At 74.0% G+C, this 17,634-nt stretch carries 12 protein-coding genes and 1 pseudogene; 7 read left to right on the top strand and 6 right to left on the bottom strand.

Going from position 1 to position 17,634, the window contains the following annotated elements:
- Window positions 1–188 (bottom strand): annotated as a pseudogene (locus EBO15_RS38605) (hypothetical protein); the annotation flags it as partial.
- A gap of 91 nt (window positions 189–279) precedes the next feature.
- Window positions 280–1,401: an alpha/beta hydrolase gene (locus EBO15_RS38600; protein WP_122199427.1), complete on the bottom strand. Its 1,122-nt coding sequence runs from the start codon at window positions 1,399–1,401 to the stop codon at window positions 280–282.
- A 125-nt stretch (window positions 1,402–1,526) separates the two neighbouring features.
- Between EBO15_RS38600 and EBO15_RS38595 the strand changes: the two genes are divergently transcribed.
- Window positions 1,527–2,975: a family 43 glycosylhydrolase gene (locus tag EBO15_RS38595; protein WP_122199426.1), complete on the top strand. Its 1,449-nt coding sequence runs from the start codon at window positions 1,527–1,529 to the stop codon at window positions 2,973–2,975.
- A 31-nt stretch (window positions 2,976–3,006) separates the two neighbouring features.
- Here EBO15_RS38595 and EBO15_RS38590 read toward each other — a convergent pair whose 3' ends face one another.
- Genes EBO15_RS38590 through glf form a run of 4 tightly spaced genes read right to left on the bottom strand, consistent with a single transcriptional unit; the run spans window position 3,007 to window position 8,015 of the window.
- The gene (locus tag EBO15_RS38590; RefSeq protein WP_122199425.1) at window positions 3,007–3,798 is read right to left on the bottom strand and encodes an ABC transporter ATP-binding protein; all 792 of its coding nucleotides are present in this window, start codon (window positions 3,796–3,798) and stop codon (window positions 3,007–3,009) included.
- Between the two features lies 1 nt (window position 3,799).
- Window positions 3,800–4,747, bottom strand: coding sequence for an ABC transporter permease (locus EBO15_RS38585; RefSeq protein WP_233616754.1), 948 nt, complete (start codon window positions 4,745–4,747; stop codon window positions 3,800–3,802).
- Entirely contained in the window at window positions 4,744–6,837 is a 2,094-nt protein-coding gene (locus EBO15_RS38580) for a glycosyltransferase (protein ID WP_122199424.1), read from the bottom strand. Before EBO15_RS38580 ends, EBO15_RS38585 begins: the two co-directional genes overlap by 4 nt.
- On the bottom strand, window positions 6,834–8,015 hold the full coding sequence (gene glf / locus EBO15_RS38575) for a UDP-galactopyranose mutase (protein ID WP_122199423.1): 1,182 nt from the start codon (window positions 8,013–8,015) through the stop codon (window positions 6,834–6,836). The genes EBO15_RS38580 and glf overlap by 4 nt, the downstream gene beginning before the upstream one ends.
- 123 nt (window positions 8,016–8,138) lie before the next feature.
- On the opposite strand from glf, the gene EBO15_RS38570 reads away from it, so the two are divergent.
- The 6 genes from EBO15_RS38570 to EBO15_RS38545 form a co-directional block, all read left to right on the top strand.
- On the top strand, window positions 8,139–9,419 hold the full coding sequence (locus tag EBO15_RS38570) for a hypothetical protein (RefSeq protein WP_122199422.1): 1,281 nt from the start codon (window positions 8,139–8,141) through the stop codon (window positions 9,417–9,419).
- The gene (locus EBO15_RS38565; RefSeq protein ID WP_122199421.1) at window positions 9,416–10,633 is read left to right on the top strand and encodes a hypothetical protein; all 1,218 of its coding nucleotides are present in this window, start codon (window positions 9,416–9,418) and stop codon (window positions 10,631–10,633) included. The genes EBO15_RS38570 and EBO15_RS38565 overlap by 4 nt, the downstream gene beginning before the upstream one ends.
- On the top strand, window positions 10,630–11,622 hold the full coding sequence (locus EBO15_RS38560; protein ID WP_122199420.1) for a glycosyltransferase: 993 nt from the start codon (window positions 10,630–10,632) through the stop codon (window positions 11,620–11,622). The genes EBO15_RS38565 and EBO15_RS38560 overlap by 4 nt, the downstream gene beginning before the upstream one ends.
- 72 nt (window positions 11,623–11,694) lie before the next feature.
- Entirely contained in the window at window positions 11,695–12,744 is a 1,050-nt protein-coding gene (locus EBO15_RS38555; RefSeq protein ID WP_158628474.1) for a glycoside hydrolase family 43 protein, read from the top strand.
- 246 nt (window positions 12,745–12,990) lie between these two features.
- Complete coding sequence (locus tag EBO15_RS38550; protein WP_233616753.1) at window positions 12,991–14,916, top strand: hypothetical protein; 1,926 nt, start codon at window positions 12,991–12,993, stop codon at window positions 14,914–14,916.
- Between the two features lie 155 nt (window positions 14,917–15,071).
- The coding region (locus EBO15_RS38545; protein ID WP_267898458.1) for an ATP-binding protein at window positions 15,072–17,634 on the top strand (2,563 nt) is incomplete at its 3' end.

The raw sequence follows: 17,634 nt of genomic DNA, 5'->3' as shown, positions 1-17,634 counted from the left end.
GGAGCGGACGGCGGCGGCGCGGACGGCGCGGCGGGCGGGGCCGGGAGCTCGGGCAGGTCTCCCGGGAGCAGGAGGTCCGGCCGGCCGTCCGCCGAGAGCCAGGTCGGCGGCGGCAGCGCGGAACCGTCGCCGTCGGGCTGCGCCGGCGGCTCGCCGTTCGGGTTCTCGGCCGGGGGCGTGGTTGTCACACTCATCTCCTGGTCCGCGCGAGGCCGGTCGGCTGCGTCCGGTCAGAGGGGATCATATCTGGACGTCTTGCTCTGAAGACGGCGCGCGCGGCTACCCGGCGCGCTGCTGGCCGCTCATCCACTTCAGCAGGTCGGGCGTCAGCCGCTGGAACGTCCGCAGGTTGTGGCCGCCGTCCTTCGGGAACAGCGTCGTGAGCCGCAGCGGCGGTTTCGCGAGCGCCGCGTACCGCTGCGCCTGGTCGAAGTCGGGGCCCTGCTCCGTCTGCGCGAGCAGGACGGCGACGGGCGGCGGCGGCAGGTGCTCGAGCCGCCAGATGAGGTCGTTCTCGTCCCGGACCTGCCTGCTGCCGCCGTACAGGTCCCCGGTCGTCGGATCCTGGACGGACCGCAGGTACCCGCCGAGCGACGCGGCCGCGCCGAACCGGTCCGAGTGCCGGGCGGCGAGCTTGACCGCGCAGTAGCCGCCGGTGGACTGGCCGATGACGCCCCAGCCGTGCGGGGCCGCGGCCGTCCGGTAGGTGGCGGCCACCGCCTGCGGGACGTCCTGGGAGAAGAAGGTCTCGACCTGCGGGCCCGCGGGGACGTCGGTGCACTCGGTGTCGCGCGGCGGCACCACGGTCGCCTTCATGATCACGTAGATGGTCGGCTGGACGGACCCGTTCGCCATGGCCGTGGACGCGTCGCGCAGCAGCCCCTGCCGCTTGATGATGCCGCGCGGGTCGCCCGGGTATCCGGCGAGCACGAGCGACACCGGGAACCGCCTGTCCTTCGCGGCCGGGTCGAAGTACTGGCGCGGCAGGTAGACGAACGCGTGCGCCTCGATGCCGGTCCGGACGCCCTCGACCGTGACGTCCTCCAGCCGGCCGTCGACCATGCCCGGTCGCAGCCCGGAGCCGGCGCCCAGCGGGGAGACCTTGCGGACGAGCGGCCGGATCGCCGCGGGCCCGGAGACGCTCGCGCCCCGGAACTGCCCGGTGCCGCTCGTGGTCCCGAACAGGTCCGACCAGCTCACGAAGAAGAGGAAGTTGGCGTTCACCCCGGCCGCGACCGCGAGGATCAGCGTGACCTGGCTCGCCGTGACGAGCCCGAGCCGCACGGCGATCGGGACCGGGCCGCGGCCTCCGGCGCGGGGGAGCAGCCAGACGGCCAGACCGGTCACCCCCACCGCCGCAAGGATCAGCAGAGCGATCAGCCAGCCGCTCGTCGGTCCCACACCGCCTCCGTCCAGGTCCGGGGCCGGGTTCCGGGGGTCGGTTCCGGGGTCGGGTCCCAGGTCCAGGTTCTCAAAAGCCCCATTCGCCACACCGGGGCCGATTGGCTAGTTTGCCGTAGGTTGTCATGCGGAGCCTCAAAGATCCCCTCGCGCCGTCCCGGCGGGTCACCGACCGCCCACTCGCCGTCCTGGCACTGGGCGCGCTGGTCAGTGCCCTGATCGCGCTCGTCGGCGTGGCCGTGTCCTGGGGCGGCGAGACGCCGAAGCAGCCCCGGCGCGTCACGTCCTCTCCGGCCTCCCCGGCGCCCACGGCGGCGCCCGCGCCCGGCCCGCCGACCAGGCCGCTGATCGACTCGAACTTCCCCGACCCGTCGGTGATCAAGGCGCCGGACGCCTACCACGCCTTCGCCACCAACGACGGCGGCCGCAACGTGCCCACGGCCACGGCGCCGTCCGCGACGGGCCCGTGGACGCGCACCGGCGCCGACGCGCTCCCGGCCCTGCCCGCCTGGGCCGAGGGCGGACGCACCTGGGCCCCGGACGTGTCCGCCCGCGCGGACGGCTCCTACCTGCTGTACTTCACCGCGCAGGAACGGACGTCCGGCAAGCAGTGCCTGGGAGTGGCGGTCTCGACGTCCGTCGCGGGCCCCTACACGCCCGCCAGCGACAGCCCGCTCGTCTGCCGGGCGGGACGCGACACGATCGACCCCGCCGCGTTCGTCGACGCCGACGGCACCCGCTACCTGCTCTACAAGCAGGAGGGCGCGGCGCGCGATCCCGGCGGCCTCTGGGTGCAGCGCCTCACCGAGGACGGGCTGTCCGGCGCGGGCACGGCCACCCGCGTCCTGACCAAGAGCACCGCCGAGCCGGAGCTCGTGGAGGCGCCCGCGCTCGTCCGGCGGGACGGCAAGTACGTCCTGTTCTACGCGGCGGGCGTGTTCCACAGCAGCGAGTACCAGACCCGGTACGCGATCGCCTCGTCCATCACCGGCCCCTACACGCGCGGCACCCGCGCGCTCCTGACGACGACCGGTTACCGGGGGCAGATCACCGGTCCGGGAGGCGCGGACGTGGTGCACGACGACACCGACTCCCACCTCGTCTTCCACGGCATCCTCCGGGCGCCGGGCGCGAACCCGCTCGTCCGCGCCATGTACATGGCGGACCTCGGCTGGGCGAACGGCACTCCGGTCGTCCGGGGCAGCGCCGTCCGCTACGAGGCGGAGTCGGGCCGCCTGGGCGGCGTGGCCGTCAAGCGCAAGGTCTCCGGGGCCTCGGGTGGCACGACCGTCGGCACGTTCGACAACCCCGGCAAGTACGTGGAACTGGACGTCTACGCCCCCACGGCGGGCGAGTACGAGGCCCGCGTCGGTTACGCGAACCGCGGGTCGGGACCCGCCGCGCTCTCCGCACTGGTCAACGGCGCGTCCCCCGCGCCCTTCGCGCTCCCCGCCGACCCCGCGCACCGCTTCCACGACGCCACGGCGTCCCTCACCCTGCGGACGGGCTGGAACGTCGTCCGCCTCGCCGCCCCGGCCGGGTCCGCCGACCTCGACTGGCTCGAGATCTCCTGACGGCGGCTCAGCGCGGGCTCAGCATGAGGGCTCAGCGCGCGGGAGGCCCGGACCTCTTGTCGGCCTGCCACATGCCCCCGGCCTCGGCGACGTCGCCGTCGAAGATCTTGTGGCCCTGGCGGAGCATGACGCCGCGGTGGCAGAGGTCGACGAGCATCGGGATGTCGTGCGCGACGATGACCATCGTGCGGCCCTCGTCGCGGAGCTCGCGGATGCGGCCGATGCACTTCTCGCGGAACGGCGGGTCGCCGACGGCGAGGACCTCGTCGATGAGGAAGATGTCCGGCTCGGTGTGCGCGGCGATCGAGAACGCCAGCCGCATGAACATGCCGGACGAGTAGAACTTGACCTCGGTGTCGAGGAAGCGCTCGACACCGGAGAACTCGACGATCGCGTCGAACTTCCGGCCGATCTCCGCCTCGTCCATGCCGAGGATCGCGCCGTTGAGGAAGACGTTCTCGCGTCCGGTCAGCTCGGGGTGCAGGCCCGCGCCGACGTCCAGCAGGCCCGCGACGCGGCCGCGCACGCGGACGGTCCCGACGTCCGGCGACATGACGCCGGAGATCAGCTTGAGCAGCGTCGACTTGCCGGAGCCGTTCAGGCCCATCAGGGCGACGGTCTCGCCGCGCGTGACGGTCAGGCTCACGTCGTGCAGGGCGTCGAAGGTCTCCGACAGCGCCTGGCGGCGGGCCAGCCGGACGGTGATGTCCTTGATCGAGCGGGCGTGCCGGAGCGTGAACCGTTTGCTCACGCCGTCGACGACGACCGCCGGAGGGCCGTCCGGGATCCGCTTGCCTTCGGAGAGGCCGGAGAGGGACGTCATCTCACATCTCCTGCGCGAAGCGCTTCTGGAGGCGCGCGAACACGCCCTCGCCGATGAAGAAGACCATGAAGGCGAGGCCCAGCGCCGAGACCGTCCGGGCCGTGAGGCCGGGCAGCGGCGGGATGCGGCCGTCGCTGAGCGGCCCCCAGAACCCGCGGTGGAACAGCTCGACGGCCGCGACCAGCGGGTTCAGCTGCCAGATCTGGAGCACCCAGACCGGGGCGTGCTCGCGGACGTGCGTCCACGGGTAGACCATCGGGACCGTCCACGACACCGTGATCATCACGATGTCCACGACCTGCTCGACGTCGTGGAAGAACACCGTCGCGGCGGCGCAGAGCAGCCCGAGGCCGAGGGCGAACAGGACGACGATCAGCAGCCCCAGCGCCGCCCCCGCCAGCCCGGGGAGCGTCGGGCGCCAGCCGTAGCTCAGCGACCCCGCCACCAGGATCGCCAGCGCGGGCAGGAAGTGGACGAGCGACACCAGCAGCGACGCCGACGGGAAGAGCTCCCGCGGCAGGTACACCTTCCGCACCAGGGGCGCGTTGTGGAGCACCGACCGCGTCGCGGACTGGAGCGTCTCGGTGAACAGCGTGACCAGGACCAGGCCCGAGAACAGGTAGATCGGGAAGTCCTTGATGACCTTGTCCATGCCCATGAACACGCCGACGACGAAGTAGAACACGCCGAAGTTCACGGCCGGCCGGACGTACGACCAGCCCAGCCCGAGCAGCGACCCCTTGTACCGGGCCTTCAGCTCGCGCCGCAGCAGCAGCTTCAGGAGGTAGCGGTGGTGCACCACCTCCATCAGGCCGCCGGCGCCCGCCGGGCTGCGCAGCTCGGGGTCCGCGACCGGCCCGGCCCTCTCCGGACCCGGCCGGAACGGCTCCGGACGGGCCATGAGGGACGGCTCGGTGCTCGGACCCGCGCTCTGCGAGGCCGTCGTCATGAGCGCGCGCGGCCTTCCCCGGCCGAGCCCGTATGGCCGTCCCCGGACGCGCCCGCGGCGTCGCCCGCGACACTGCTCGCGGAACCGCTCCCGGCACCGTCGGCGGCAGTGGCCTCGGCGCGGGCGCTGAAGGTCTCGCGCCAGCTCTCCGGCGAGGTCAGCGTGGGCTGCGCCGCCTTGTAGGCGGCGACGAGCCTCGGCCACTCCTGGTACAGCCGGGCGTGCAGGGCCGTCGTCCGCTTCAGGATCGACCGGTAGCGGGCGGGGTCGCGCCGGTACCAGGCCGTGCCCGTGCCGTCCGCGGCGGACACGAGGGCGCTGTCGAACCGGGACAGCCGCCACCAGTGCATGTCGATGTGCGGGACGACGGTCTGCGGGTGCTCGGCGGCGTCCGTCCGCAGCGGGCGCAGGTGCCGCAGGCCGCTGGTCAGCGCCGTCTGGAACATGTCCCGGCGGCTGGACGGCGACGCGGCCTCCCGGCCCCGGCGCGGCGGACGCCGCCGGACCACCGGGAACTCCTCGGGGTCCGGACGGTACGCCGCGTCCGGGAACCGGCGCCGCAGGTCGCGGATCTCGCCGAGCTTGGTCGGCAGCGTGGCGTGCATGTGCGCGGGCCCGGACAGGACGTCCTCGATCGCCGACAGCATCAGCTCGGCGGCCGAGTACTGCATCGACAGCGCGTGCTTGACGGAGACGAACAGGCTCTCCTTGAGCAGGTTGCCGCCCCGGTCGTAGGGGGAGTGCAGCAGCGCCGACACCAGCCGGTTCCGCTCGTGGTAGTACGCCTGCCAGTCGACGGTGTCGTCCTTGTCGTGCCACGGGACGTGCCAGACGGCGACGCCGGGCAGGGACACCGTCGGGAACCCGGCGGCGCGGGCGCGGACGCCGTACTCCGCGTCGTCCCACTTGATGAACATCGGCATGGAGAGGCCGACCTCGCGGATCACCGAGGTCGGGATCAGGCACATCCACCAGCCGTTGTAGTCGACGTCGATGCGGCGGTGCAGCCAGTGCGTCTCGCGCATCCGGTGGAAGCCGAAGTCGTGGCCGTGGAAGGTGTGCTGCGCGGGCCCCCAGAACCACCGGTACGCCGCGAGCGTCTCGCCGTACGCGTGCAGGACGGACCGGTCGTACAGGCTGAACATGTGCCCGCCGACGATCGTCGGGCGGCGGGCCAGGTCGGCGAACGCCACCGCGCGCAGGATGCTCTCCGGCTCGGTGACGACGTCGTCGTCCAGCAGCAGGACGTAGTCGGACGACCCGGCGCGGACGGTCTCGTCCATCGCGCGGGCGAAGCCGCCGGAGCCGCCGAGGTTCGCCTGGTCGATGACGCGCAGCCGGTCGCCGAGCGCCTGTTCGGCGGCGGCGAAGTCGGGGTGGTCCTCGACGCGCCGGGTGCCCTGGTCGATGACGAGGATCTCGTCGAGGCCCTCGAGCAGCTCGGTGGCCTCGCCGAGCGCGGCGAGCTGCCTCACGCAGAAGTCGGGACGGTCGAACGTGGTGATCCCGATGGTCGTCCGGCCGCGCGGGCGGTCCGTCGCGACGCACCATTCGGCGCCCTCGAGGACGGCCGGGCGCTCCCCGGCGGCGAGCTCGAGCCAGTACCAGCCGCCGTCGACGAACGGCTTGAGCGGCAGGGTGAAGGTGTGCTCGGCGGTCTCGGCCGACCGGGCGCGGTCGACCTCCAGCCGCTGCGCGTGGCCCTTGGAGTTGGACCGGTAGACCAGGATCGTCGCGTCGCCGCGGACGCGGACGCGGAGCACGACCTCCTCGGCGTCCGTCCAGCGCCGCCAGTACGCGGCGGGGAAGGCGTTGAAGTAGGTGAGGAACGACACGCGGCGCCCGGCGGGGACGACCACGCGGCGGCGGTCACCGTCGTCCTCGCGGTCGGCGCCGTCCCAGTGCGCTCCGTACTCGGAGTCCTCGCCCGGGGCGGACCCGGCGGCGGTGAGACCGGCGTCCGTGTCGGCGCCGGGCGCGGACAAGCGGAGGTCGCCCTCCAGGTAGAGCCGCCGGATGTCCTGGTCGTCGTCCATCGGCATGACGACCCGGTGCACCACCCGCAGGTCGGTCGTCGTCTCGGCGGTCATCGTTCTTCCGTCCCTCCGGCCGTGAGCGGCGCGCCCTGCGTGAAGTGCGGGCGGAGCCGGTTGTCGAACATACTCAGGGCGCTCGCGATGGCCATGTGCATGTCGAGGTACTGGTAGGTGCCGAGCCGTCCGCCGAACAGCACGGAGTGCCCGGCGGTCTCGGCCGCGGCGAGCGCCCGGTAGCGGAGCAGCCGGGCGCGGTCGGCGGGTGTGTTGATCGGGTAGTACGGCTCGTCGCCGCGTTCCGCGAAGCGCGAGAACTCGCGCATGATGACCGTCCGGTCGGACGGGTGGTGGGCGCGCTCGGGGTGGAAGTGCCGGAACTCGTGGACCCGCGTGTAGGGGACGTCCTCGTCGGCGTAGTTCATGACGGCGGTGCCCTGGTGGTCGCCGGTCGGGCGGACCTCCGTCTCGAAGTCGAGCGTCCGCCAGCCGAGGTCGCCCTCGGCGTAGTCGAAGTAGCGGTCGAGCGGGCCGGTGTAGACGACGGGCACGTCGCCCCGGACCTCGTCCCGCAGGGAGAGGAAGTCGGTGGCGAGCCGGACCTCGATGTTGGGATGGTCGGCCATCCGTTCCAGCCAGGCGGTGTAGCCGTCGACCGGCAGGCCCTCGTGGGTGTCGTTGAAGTACCGGTCGTCGAAGGTGTACCGGACGGGCAGCCTCGTGATGATCTCCGCAGGGAGGTCGCGCGGGTCGGTCTGCCACTGCTTGGCGGTGTAGCCCCGGATGAACGCCTCGTAGAGGGGCCGTCCGATGAGCGAGACCGCCCGGTCCTCCAGGTTGGCGACCTCGGTGACCTCGGCGGCCTGCTCGGCGATCAGGGCGCGCGCCTCGTCCGGGGTGAAGGCGCGGCCGAAGTAGGCGCAGATCGTGCCGAGGTTGATCGGCATCGGGTAGACCTTGCCCTTGAAGGTGGTCAGCACCCGGTGCCGGTAGCCGGTGAAGGCCGTGAACCGGTTCGCGTACTCCCAGACCCGCTCGTTGGACGTGTGGAACAGGTGCGCCCCGTAGCGGTGGATCTCGATGCCCGTCTCCGGCTCGGGCTCGCTGTAGGCGTTGCCGCCGACATGGTCGCGGCGCTCGACGATGAGGACGCGCAGCCCGAGTTCGGCGGCGCAGCGCTCGGCGATGGTCAGCCCGAAGAGGCCGGAGCCGGCGACGATGAGGTCAACGTTCACGTGGGAGCACCCCGGGAGGACGGAGGGAGGACGAGGGGGACGAGGGGCCGAGCGGGACGGACAGGACGGCAACAACGGGCGAAGCGGGACGCTTGTGGTGATTGCGTCGATAAGATACCCGTCATGCGGCCGGTGGTCTTCCTGCACGTGGGTGCGCCCAAGAGCGGGACGACCTACCTCCAGAACGTTCTCTGGGCGAACCGGGACGCCCTCCGGGAACAGGGCGTGCTGTACCCGGGGGCCGATCCGGCGGCGCACGTCCGGGCCGCGTTCGACCTGCGCGGGGCCTTCTTCGACGGCGACCGCGACCCCCATGTCGAGGGCGCCTGGTCCCGGCTGGTGGACGAGATCCGCGACTGGTCCGGCGGAGTCGCGATCATTTCCCAGGAACTGTTCGGCGCCGCATTTCCCGATCACGTTCAGCGGGCATTCAGCGATTTGTCCTTCGCGGATATCCGGCTCCTCTGCACCGCGCGCGATCTCGCCCGGCAGATCCCCGCGCACTGGCAGGAGGACGTCAAGAACCGGATGTCCCTGACGTTCGCGGAGTACGTCGAGGGCCTCGGCGAGCCGGACGTGCCACGCGGCGTGTCCTGGCAGTGGATCCGCGAGTTCTGGCGCACCCAGGACCTGCCCGGGATGCTGCGGCGCTGGGGCGCGGGCGCCGAGGTCCCGGCCGGGGACGTGCGCGTCGTGACCGTCCCGCCGTCCGGGGCCGCGCCCGACCTGCTGTTCCGCCGCTTCTGCGAGGCGACCGGGATCGACGCCTCCCGCTGCGACACCTCCGGGGTGTTCGGGAACCCGTCCCTCGGACGGGCCGAGACCGCGTTCGTCCGCCGCCTGAACGAGGTGACGCGGGACGAGGTCTCGTGGGCGGTCCACGACAACTTCGTCAAGCACCGGCTGGCGCAGGACCTGCTCGTCCGGCGACCGGGCGCGACCCGGATCAGGCTGCCCGAACGCTTCCTGCCGTGGACCCGGGAACGGTCCGAGGGCATGGTCGCCGAACTGCGGGCGGCCGGGTACCGCGTCGCGGGCGACCTCGCCGACCTCGTCCCGACCGTCTCGGGCGACGGGACGTCCGACCCCGACCTCGTCCCGGCGGAGCAGGTGCTCGACGTGGCGCTCGACTCGGTCGCCGAGCTGCTGCGCACCCTGCTCGACCGGGAGGCCGCGGGCGCCGAGCCGGTCGAGCTCGGCGACCTGCGCGGCGACGTGGCCCGGATGAACAGCGACGCCGCGCACCTGCTCGCGGTCTCGACCCCGTTCGGGACGGTCGCGGCGGCCCCGGTCAAGTGGGCCGTGCGGGGCATGAGCGAACGCAACGCATCGGTCATGCGCGCCCGCGTGGCCTACTGGCACTACGTCGAGAGACGCCGCGAACGCCGCGGACAGGAGAGGTGAAGACGACGGCGATGGGGACGGGCAAGAGAGTCTTTCTGCATGTCGGCGCACCGCTGCTCGGCGCGGACGGGGCCCAGGAGGCCCTGTGGCACGCGTCCGGGCGGCTGGCCCGCGGCGGCGTCGGCTACCCGCTGCACGCCCCGGGCGACATGTTCGCGGCGACCATGGACCTGCGCGACATGGACTGGGGCGGACGGCGCGACCCCGCCTGGACGGGCATGTGGGAGAAGGTCGCGTCCCGGGCCCGGGACTGGACCGGCGACCGCGTGCTGCTGTCCCACGAGCTGCTCGCCGGGGCCACCGCGGAGCAGGCGGCCCGCGCCGTCGCGTCCCTGGGCGACGCCGACGTGCACGTGGTGTTCACCGCGCGCGACCTCGCCCGGCAGCTCGCCGCCGACTGGTCCGAGCACCTCCGGCACCAGCACACCGTGACGTTCGACCGGTTCGTGGACGATCTGGTCGAGCTCGGCATCGGCGCGCCGGAGCCGTTCGGCCCGATGTTCTGGGGGCTGCACGACCCCGTCCACGCCCTGCGGGCCTGGGCGTCCGCCGTGCCCGCCGCGAACGTCCACGTGGTCACCGCGCCGCACGGCGGGGACGGCGTCCCTGAGCTGTGGCGCCGGTTCATGGCGCTGACCGGCGTCGACCCCGAGTGGTGCGACCTGGCCGCCCTGCCGGAGCAGCGTCCGCTCGGCCGCGTCGAGGCCGAGCTGGTGCGGCTGGTCAACGGGCGGCTGCGGGGCGCGCTCGGCGGGGCGTACGAGCGGCTCGTCCGGCAGCACGTGGCGGGCGAGATCCTGCGCGGACGGCCGGACGCCCGCGAGATCGTCGTCCCGGAACGCCACCACGCCTGGCTCGCCGACCGCTCGCGGCGGCTCGTCGACGACCTGGCCGGCGCCGGATACGCCGTCGTCGGCGACCTCGCCGACCTGCTCCCCGACCTGCCGTCCGAGGCCGGTGCCGGGGGCGCCGGGACGCCGGAGGCGGCGCCGTCCGCCGACGAGCTGACCGACGCGGCGCTCGTGGTGATCGAGGCGGTGCTGCGCGACCTCGCCCGGGTCGAGGAGCGGCGGCAGATCGGCGACCTGAGCGTCGAGCTCGCGAAGGTCCGCGACCAGCTCGCGGAGCTGACCGCGCTCGCGCCGGACCGTCCGTCGCCGCTGCGGCGTGCGGCCCAGCGCATGGCCCGCGACCGCGAGCAGCGCGACCAGTGACCGCGACCAGGGGGGACGGCCCGCGCGTCGCCGCCGTGGTGGTGACCTTCCGGCGCCGGGAGAAGCTCGAGCGGGCCCTGACGGCCGTCTTCACTCAAACGCGGCGGCCGGACGCCGTCATCGTCGTCGACAACGCCTCGCATGACGGCACGGTCGAGTTCGTCCGCCGGGAGTTCGGCGACGCCGAGCTCGTGGAGCTGGGCCGCAACACCGGCGGCGCGGGCGGTTTCGCCGCCGGGATCGGCCGGGCTCTGGAACGGGGCGCGGACCTGCTCTGGCTGATGGACGACGACACCGTCCCCGAGCCGGGCGCGCTGGCCGCGCTCCTGACCGCCCGCGAGCGGGTCCCCGGCCCGCCCGCGCTCGTCGCCAGCCGCGTGGTCTGGACGGACGGCCGCGACCACCCGATGAACACCCCGCGCGTCCGGCCCGGGACGAGCCCGGAGGAGCTCGCGGCGGCCGAGGCGGCGGGCTGCGTCCCGATCCGCTCGGCGTCCTTCGTGTCGGTGCTGGCCGAGGCGGACGAGGTGCGCCGGAGCGGCCCGCCCGTCGCCGACTACTTCCTCTGGAACGACGACTTCGAGTTCACGCTGCGCCTGCTGCGCCGCCGTGTCGGCGTCCTGTGCCGGGACAGCGTGGTCGTGCACCACACGGCCCGGTTCGGCGGCACCGAGAACGACCCCGGCGAGCGGTTCTTCTACGAGGTGCGGAACAAGGTCTGGCTGTTCACACGCAGTTCGGGCCCCTCGCCCGCGGAGCGCCTGCTGTACGGCGGGTCGTCGGTGCGCCGCTGGGCGCGGACGTTCGCGGCGTCCGGCGACCGGGCCACCCTCGGACGCGGGCTGGCGCGCGGCCTGTGGGCCGGAGTGGCGGCCCGTCCGAGGCCCACGGCCGAGGTGCTCTCCGAGGCCCGCACGGACGCGGCCGCTCCCAGGCCGGATCCGGTCGCGGCGCCGGACGGGCCGGTGGACGGTTCCGGCATGTCCTAGCATGCCGTGGACTCCCTTCGTGATCTTGGAGGCTCCATGTCGCCGCTCCCGACACGGCGTTCACTCCTCGTCGTGGCCTCCGGCGCGGTCGCCGTCGCGGGTGCCACGGTCGCCTGGACGGCGACGGACTCGTCCCTGGCCGCCCACGCGGGCCTGAGCGCCCGGGACGGCAAAGGGGGGAACGTCGCGGCGGACGCGGCGGGCCCGAAGCTGATGATCCCGTCGACGTTCGCCGACCCGGGCGTCCTCAAGGTCGGCGCCACCTACTACGCCTACGCGACGAACCTGCCGGGGAAGGTCGTCCCGGTCGCGACCGCGCCGTCCATGCGCGGGCCGTGGAAGATCCGGCCGACCGGTGTGATGCCGAAGCCGGGCGCGTGGGCGAAGCCGGGCCTCACCTGGGGGCCCGAGGTCGTGCGCCGTCCGGACGGCACGTTCGTCCTCTACTACACGGCCTCGAGCAAGACCCGGAAGACGGGATGCGTCGGCGCCGCCATCGCGAAGTCGCCGCTCGGCCCGTTCCGTCCGGTCGGCAGCGGACCGCTGGTCTGCGACGCACCGAAGGCCGCGTCCCAGGGGAAGTTGCGCGGCGAGATCATCGGCGCGGGTTCCTATGTCGAGGGCAAGGCCCGCTACCTGGTCTACAAGGTCGGTTACAACGCCTACAGCAAGCCCTCGTTCCTGCTGCTCCAGCGCCTCTCCGCCGACGGCCTGCACCGCGTCGGAGCCCCGAAGGTGATCCTCAAGCAGACGAGCGAGCCGTACACGACCGAGGCGCCCTTCCTGGTCAAGCACGGCTCCAAGTACGTGCTGTTCTACTCGGCGGGCTTCTACGGCGGCGACCGCTACCAGACCCGGTTCGCCGTGGCGTCCAAGATCGGCGGGCCGTACGCGAAGGGCGCCCAGCCGCTGATGACGACGCAGAGCCTCGGTCACCGGGTCAACGGCCCGGGGAGCGCCTCCGTCCTTCATGACGGAAGCACCTGGTGGATCGTCTTCCACGGGGCGCTCAACTCCGAGCACCCGACGCAGCCCGCTCCCGCGCCCCGCCCGAAGCCGCTCATGCGCGGCCTGTACGTGGCGGAACTCGGCTGGACCGGAGACCGCCCGACCCTCCGCTGACGGACCGGGGTCTGGCCGGATGTGGTCAGGGGGTGGGGGGAAAGGGGGGACTGCTGGGTAGGTGGCCTCGGTGACCGAAATGGGGGTTCGAGTCGGGCATCGGGGGGCGTGTTCGGTTGAACGGGGCGCGCCCGTCGGGGAAGGTCTTTACCCTGGGCGGGGAGGATCCGCAGCCGAGCCCGTCCCGAAGTGCCGACAGCCCGTCCCGAAGTGCCCGCACCGTCCCGTGACCAGGGGTCTGCCGACGTGACCGAAGTGCCGAGCGGTTCCGTGGGCGCGCGCATGGTGCAGGCCGACCGGCTGTACGTCGGGTGGCGGTACGCGCAGGTGCACCCGGATCCCGGGCCTCCGCCGAGCGAGCCGGAGCCGGTGCGTCCGGAGGGCGGACGGGCTGTGCTTCCCCCGCACGGGGCCCCGCGCGAGCTGAGCGCCGAGCACTTCACCGGATGGCCCCTGCGGATCGCCGCGGCCGGAGGCGGCGTGTTCGGGGTGCTCGTCATGCTGTGCGCGATCCTCGGGGTGCTGCCGTGGGCGTTCGCCGGGGCGGGCATGGTCGCGTGCGCGGTCGTCCTCGGGATCACCGGGACGCCCCTGTGGCAGGGCCGGCAGGACGCGCGGGCCCGGATCGAGGCGGAGGCGGCGCGCGCCGAGCGTGAGCGGGCCGCGCGCGAGAAGGAGCGCGTGGCCGTCGCGCGTGCGCACGAGGACGCGCAAAGGGCCTGGGAGCGGAAGCGGACGGCCTACGAGGCGCAGCGCGAGTGGTACCCCGTCGCCGTCCCGCCCGGCGTCGACCGCGTGGACGTTGTGGGCGGCACACTCGCCGGTTGGACGGCCGCGGTCACGACGATGGGCGCGGCCCGCCTCGCGGTCGGCGCGCGCGTGACCGTCATCGACCTGTCGGAGGGGGCCGTCGCCCGCGACCTGCTCGGCGTGGCGGCGCAGCGCGGCGACGACCCGCTCGTCTGGGTCCTGCCCGGCGACCTGCCCCGGCTGGACGCGACGCGCGGCCTGGCCCCCGAGGCGCTCGCCGACGTGCTGTCCCTGGTGGTCAGCGCCGGTGAGGAGGAGGGCGGGACGCGCGACCTGTCGTTCGACAACTCCATCCTGGAGCGGATCCTCGAGGTGCTCGGCCCGGGGGTGACGATCCCGCGGATCACGGCCGCGCTGCGCGTCCTCGCGCAGGTCGGGGACCCGCGCGACGACCTGCGGAAGGGCCTGCTGAGCGACGGGGAGCTGGCCCGCGTGGCGTCCCTGTTCGGACGGGACGCGACCGACCGGATCGTCATCAAGCGGGCGTGGGCGCTGGAGGCGCAGCTCCGGAAGCTGGAGCGGCTCGCCGCCGAGCCCGTCCGCCTGCCGCCGTCGCGGCTGCACGTCATCTCGATGGACCGGCGGGCGGGCGTCCTGACCAACCGCGTCCTCGGGACGTACGTGGCGACGGCGCTGACGCACCGCGTCCGTGAGGCCCCGCCGTCCGGACGCTGGGACCACACGCTGTTCCTCTGCGGCGCGGAGAAGCTGCGCGGGGACGTCCTGGACCGGCTCATCGACGCGTGCGAGGCCACCGGAACCGGACTCGTCCTGATGTACCGCTCCATCACCGCGCGCGTCCGCGAACGCCTCGGACGGCGCGGGCACGCGGCCGTCGGGTTCATGCGGCTCGGCAACACCGAGGACGCGCGCGTCGCCGCCGAGCACATCGGCGCGGGCCCGCCGCTGCTCGTCGCCGAGATCACCGACGTCGTGGGGGAGAACCTCACCGACTCGTCCGACGGCTACGCCAGCACGGTCGCGTACGCGCGGCGGCGCGGCGACGACCTGACCGACCCGGCCTGGACGCCGCTGCCCGGCCCCGCCGCCGACGACTCGGTACTGGTCGAGCAGATCGGCACCGCGACGTCCTGGGGGCGGACCCTCGCCGGGACGCCCGGGGGCAAGCAGCGGCACCGCGAGCTGGTCGTCGAGCCCGCGCAGCTCCAGGAGCTCCCGCCGACCGCGATGGTGTTCACGCACGCCGGGGGCGCGGGCCGCCGCACGCTCCTCCTGGACGCCAACCCCGGCATCATCACGCTCCCGACGGCGCACACCATGGAGTTCGAGGAGTACCTCCGCGAACAGCAGGCGCTTCCCGAGGCCGAGGCCGAGGTCGAGGTCGAGGAGAAGGACGGCTAGGCCGCCACGGTGTCATGGCGGGGCCAAGGCAGTGGCGTCCGTCCCGCGCGGGGAGTAAGGATGCACGGGTGACCTTCCCACCGGGTACTCCGCCGCCGGGCTCGCAGCCGCAGCCGCCGCCAGGCGCGTCTCCGCAGGGTGCGTCTCTGCCGGGTGTGCGGCCTCCCGGCTCGCCGCCGCCGGGCTTCGCGTCCGGCGCCGTCCCGCGCACGGCCGTTCCGCGCACAGCCGTCCCGCGCGCGGGTGCCTCGGACGAGTGGACGGCCGTCCCGCAGCGGCACGACGACGTCCGGCCCCGGCACGAGGTGCCGGGGGCGGTCCTGCCCGGCCCGTGGTTCCGGATCCAGGCGATCCCGGCGCCCGAGCGCGGCGTGTCCGCCGAGGGGGACTTCGTGAGCGTCCTCCCGGCGGCGCTGTCGGCGGCGCGGCTCGGACGGCCGTTCGCCGTCGGGTGGCTGTCGCGCGGCGGCGGCGCGCCGCTGGAGCTGGTCACGAACGCGGGCCCGGCCGGTCCCGGCGGCGGCGTCCTGTTCCCGTCCGGCGGACGCGGCGTCCCCGCCGGTGACGAGTGGCTGGAACGCGTCGAGAGCATGGTCTGGACGCGCTGCCCCGGACGTCTCGCCCCGCCCGGCCCGTCCGTCACCGGTGATCTGGGCCCCGGGCTGTTCGAGTCGACCCTGGTCACCCTCATGGAGCGGCCGTTCGGCTGGTTCGTGGTCGCCGACCCGTGCGACGAGCGCGAACTCGACGCCGAGATGCGCGAGATCCACCACGAGCTGCGGATGCTCCGCCGCGGCGAGGACGAGCAGGCCCGCCTCGCCGTCGCCCGCGCCGACCGCCGCGTCGCCGAGCTGGACGCCTTCCGCGAGGCCGGGCTGTGGCGCGTGCGGGTGCTCGCGGGCGCCGCGTCCGAGGCGGAGCTCGCGCAGATCGCGCCCGTCCTGGTCGGCTCGCTGGAGCTCGGCCACCACCCGTACCGGCTGCGGTCGGGGCACGGCGGCGGCGGTTTCGCCGAGACGCTCGCCCCGGACACGGCGCCGGACCGCCTCGGCGCGGCGGTCCTCCCGGACGCCGAGCAGCGGTTCGGGTTCACCGCGACGGCGGGCGCGCTCGCCGCCCTCGCCGGGCTGCCCCGCCGCGAGGTCCCCGGCCTGCGCGTCCTGGACGCGGGCTACTTCGACGTGACGTCCGAGACCGGCGACGAGCCCGCCGAGGACGTGATCGGCCTCGGCGACATCCTGGACGGCCAGGACCGCGTCGTCGGCCGCTTCGCGGTGCCGCGCTCGACGGTGAACCGGCACGTGTTCGTCACCGGCGCGACCGGCGGCGGCAAGTCGCAGACCGTCCGGCACCTGCTGGAGCAGCTGACCCGCGCGGGCGTCCCGTGGCTGGCGATCGAGCCCGCCAAGTCCGAGTACGCGTCGATGGCGGGACGGATCGCCGACCTCGGCGCGAAGGTCACCGTCGTCAACCCGTCCGACCCGGCGTCGGTGCCGCTGTCGGTGAACCCGCTCGCGCCCGAGCCGGGCTACCCGGTGCAGGCGCACATCGACATGGTCCGCGCGCTGTTCCAGGCCGCGTTCGACGCCGAGGAGCCGTTCCCGCAGATCATGGCGCAGGCGCTCCAGCGCGTGTACGAGGCGAACGGCTGGGACGTCGTGACCGGCGGCGGCGTCCCCGGCTCGCTGATCGAGCCGACCGTCCCGACGCTGGAGCAGCTGCAGGACGCGGCGCTCCAGGTCATCCAGGACGTCGGGTACGGCCGCGAGCTGATGGCCGACGTGCAGGGCTTCGTCGACGTCCGCCTGCGCTCGCTCCGCATCGGCTCCGCCGGGCGGTTCTTCGAGGGCGGCCACCCCGCCGACATCGGCGGCCTGCTGCGCGACAACATCGTCCTCGCCATCGAGGACGTCGCGAACGACGAGGACAAGGCGTTCCTCATGGGCACGCTGATCATCCGGATCGTCGAGCACCTGCGGATGCGGGCCCGCGCGCACGGCCAGGCCAAGGGCCTGCGGCACGTGATCGTCATCGAGGAGGCGCACCGGCTGCTCCGCAACCGCGGCCCCGAGCGGACCTCGTCGCACGCGGTCGAGCTGTTCGCCGGGCTGCTCGCGGAGATCCGCGCGTACGGCGAGGGGATCGTCGTCGCCGAGCAGATCCCGACCAAGCTCGTCCCGGACGTGATCAAGAACACCGCGCTGAAGGTCGTGCACCGGCTGCCCGCGTTCGACGACCGGCACGTCGTCGGCGCCGCGATGAACCTGGACGCCGACCAGTCCCGCGAGGTGGTGTCGCTGCGTCCGGGCGTCGCGGCGGTGTTCGCCGACGGGATGGACCGTCCGCTGCGGATCCGGATCCCGCTCGGCGAGGGCCGCGAGGAGGCCCAGCCCGGCCCGCCGCCGCCCGTCGACGGCCGCCGCTCGGCCGCGTGCGGCTGCGAGTGCCGGTCCGGGCGCGCCTGCACCCTGTACGAGCTGCGCGAGGCCGACCTGCTCGCCGCGCACGCCGACTGGGCGTGGCTGCGCCTGTGGGGCGAGACGCTCGTCCTCGCGCACGTGACGGACCGTCCGCTGCCCGCCGTCCCGGCCGAGCTGGGCCGGGCCTGGTCGCGGCTGGCGCCGCGGCTGCGCGAGTGCACCCTCGCGACGGTCGCCGACCGCGCCGTGACGCGCCGCTCCCGCGCGCTGCGCACGGCGTTCCCGCCCGCCGACCTGA

The organism is Actinomadura harenae, from assembly GCF_003696215.1.
Classification (GTDB): domain Bacteria; phylum Actinomycetota; class Actinomycetes; order Streptosporangiales; family Streptosporangiaceae; genus Spirillospora; species Spirillospora harenae.
The sequence above is the reverse complement of the archived record's forward strand: the minus strand, read 5'-3'. Positions and strand labels throughout refer to the sequence as shown.

What these genes read in the sequence shown, in the direction of transcription:
- EBO15_RS38595 (WP_122199426.1), top strand. Translation starts at nt 1,527, where the DNA reads ATGCGGAGCCTCAAAGATCCCCTCGCGCCGTCCCGGCGGGTCACCGAC.
- EBO15_RS38590 (WP_122199425.1), bottom strand. Translation starts at nt 3,798, where the DNA reads ATGACGTCCCTCTCCGGCCTCTCCGAAGGCAAGCGGATCCCGGACGGC.
- EBO15_RS38585 (WP_233616754.1), bottom strand. Translation starts at nt 4,747, where the DNA reads ATGACGACGGCCTCGCAGAGCGCGGGTCCGAGCACCGAGCCGTCCCTC.
- EBO15_RS38580 (WP_122199424.1), bottom strand. Translation starts at nt 6,837, where the DNA reads ATGACCGCCGAGACGACGACCGACCTGCGGGTGGTGCACCGGGTCGTC.
- EBO15_RS38570 (WP_122199422.1), top strand. Translation starts at nt 8,139, where the DNA reads ATGCGGCCGGTGGTCTTCCTGCACGTGGGTGCGCCCAAGAGCGGGACG.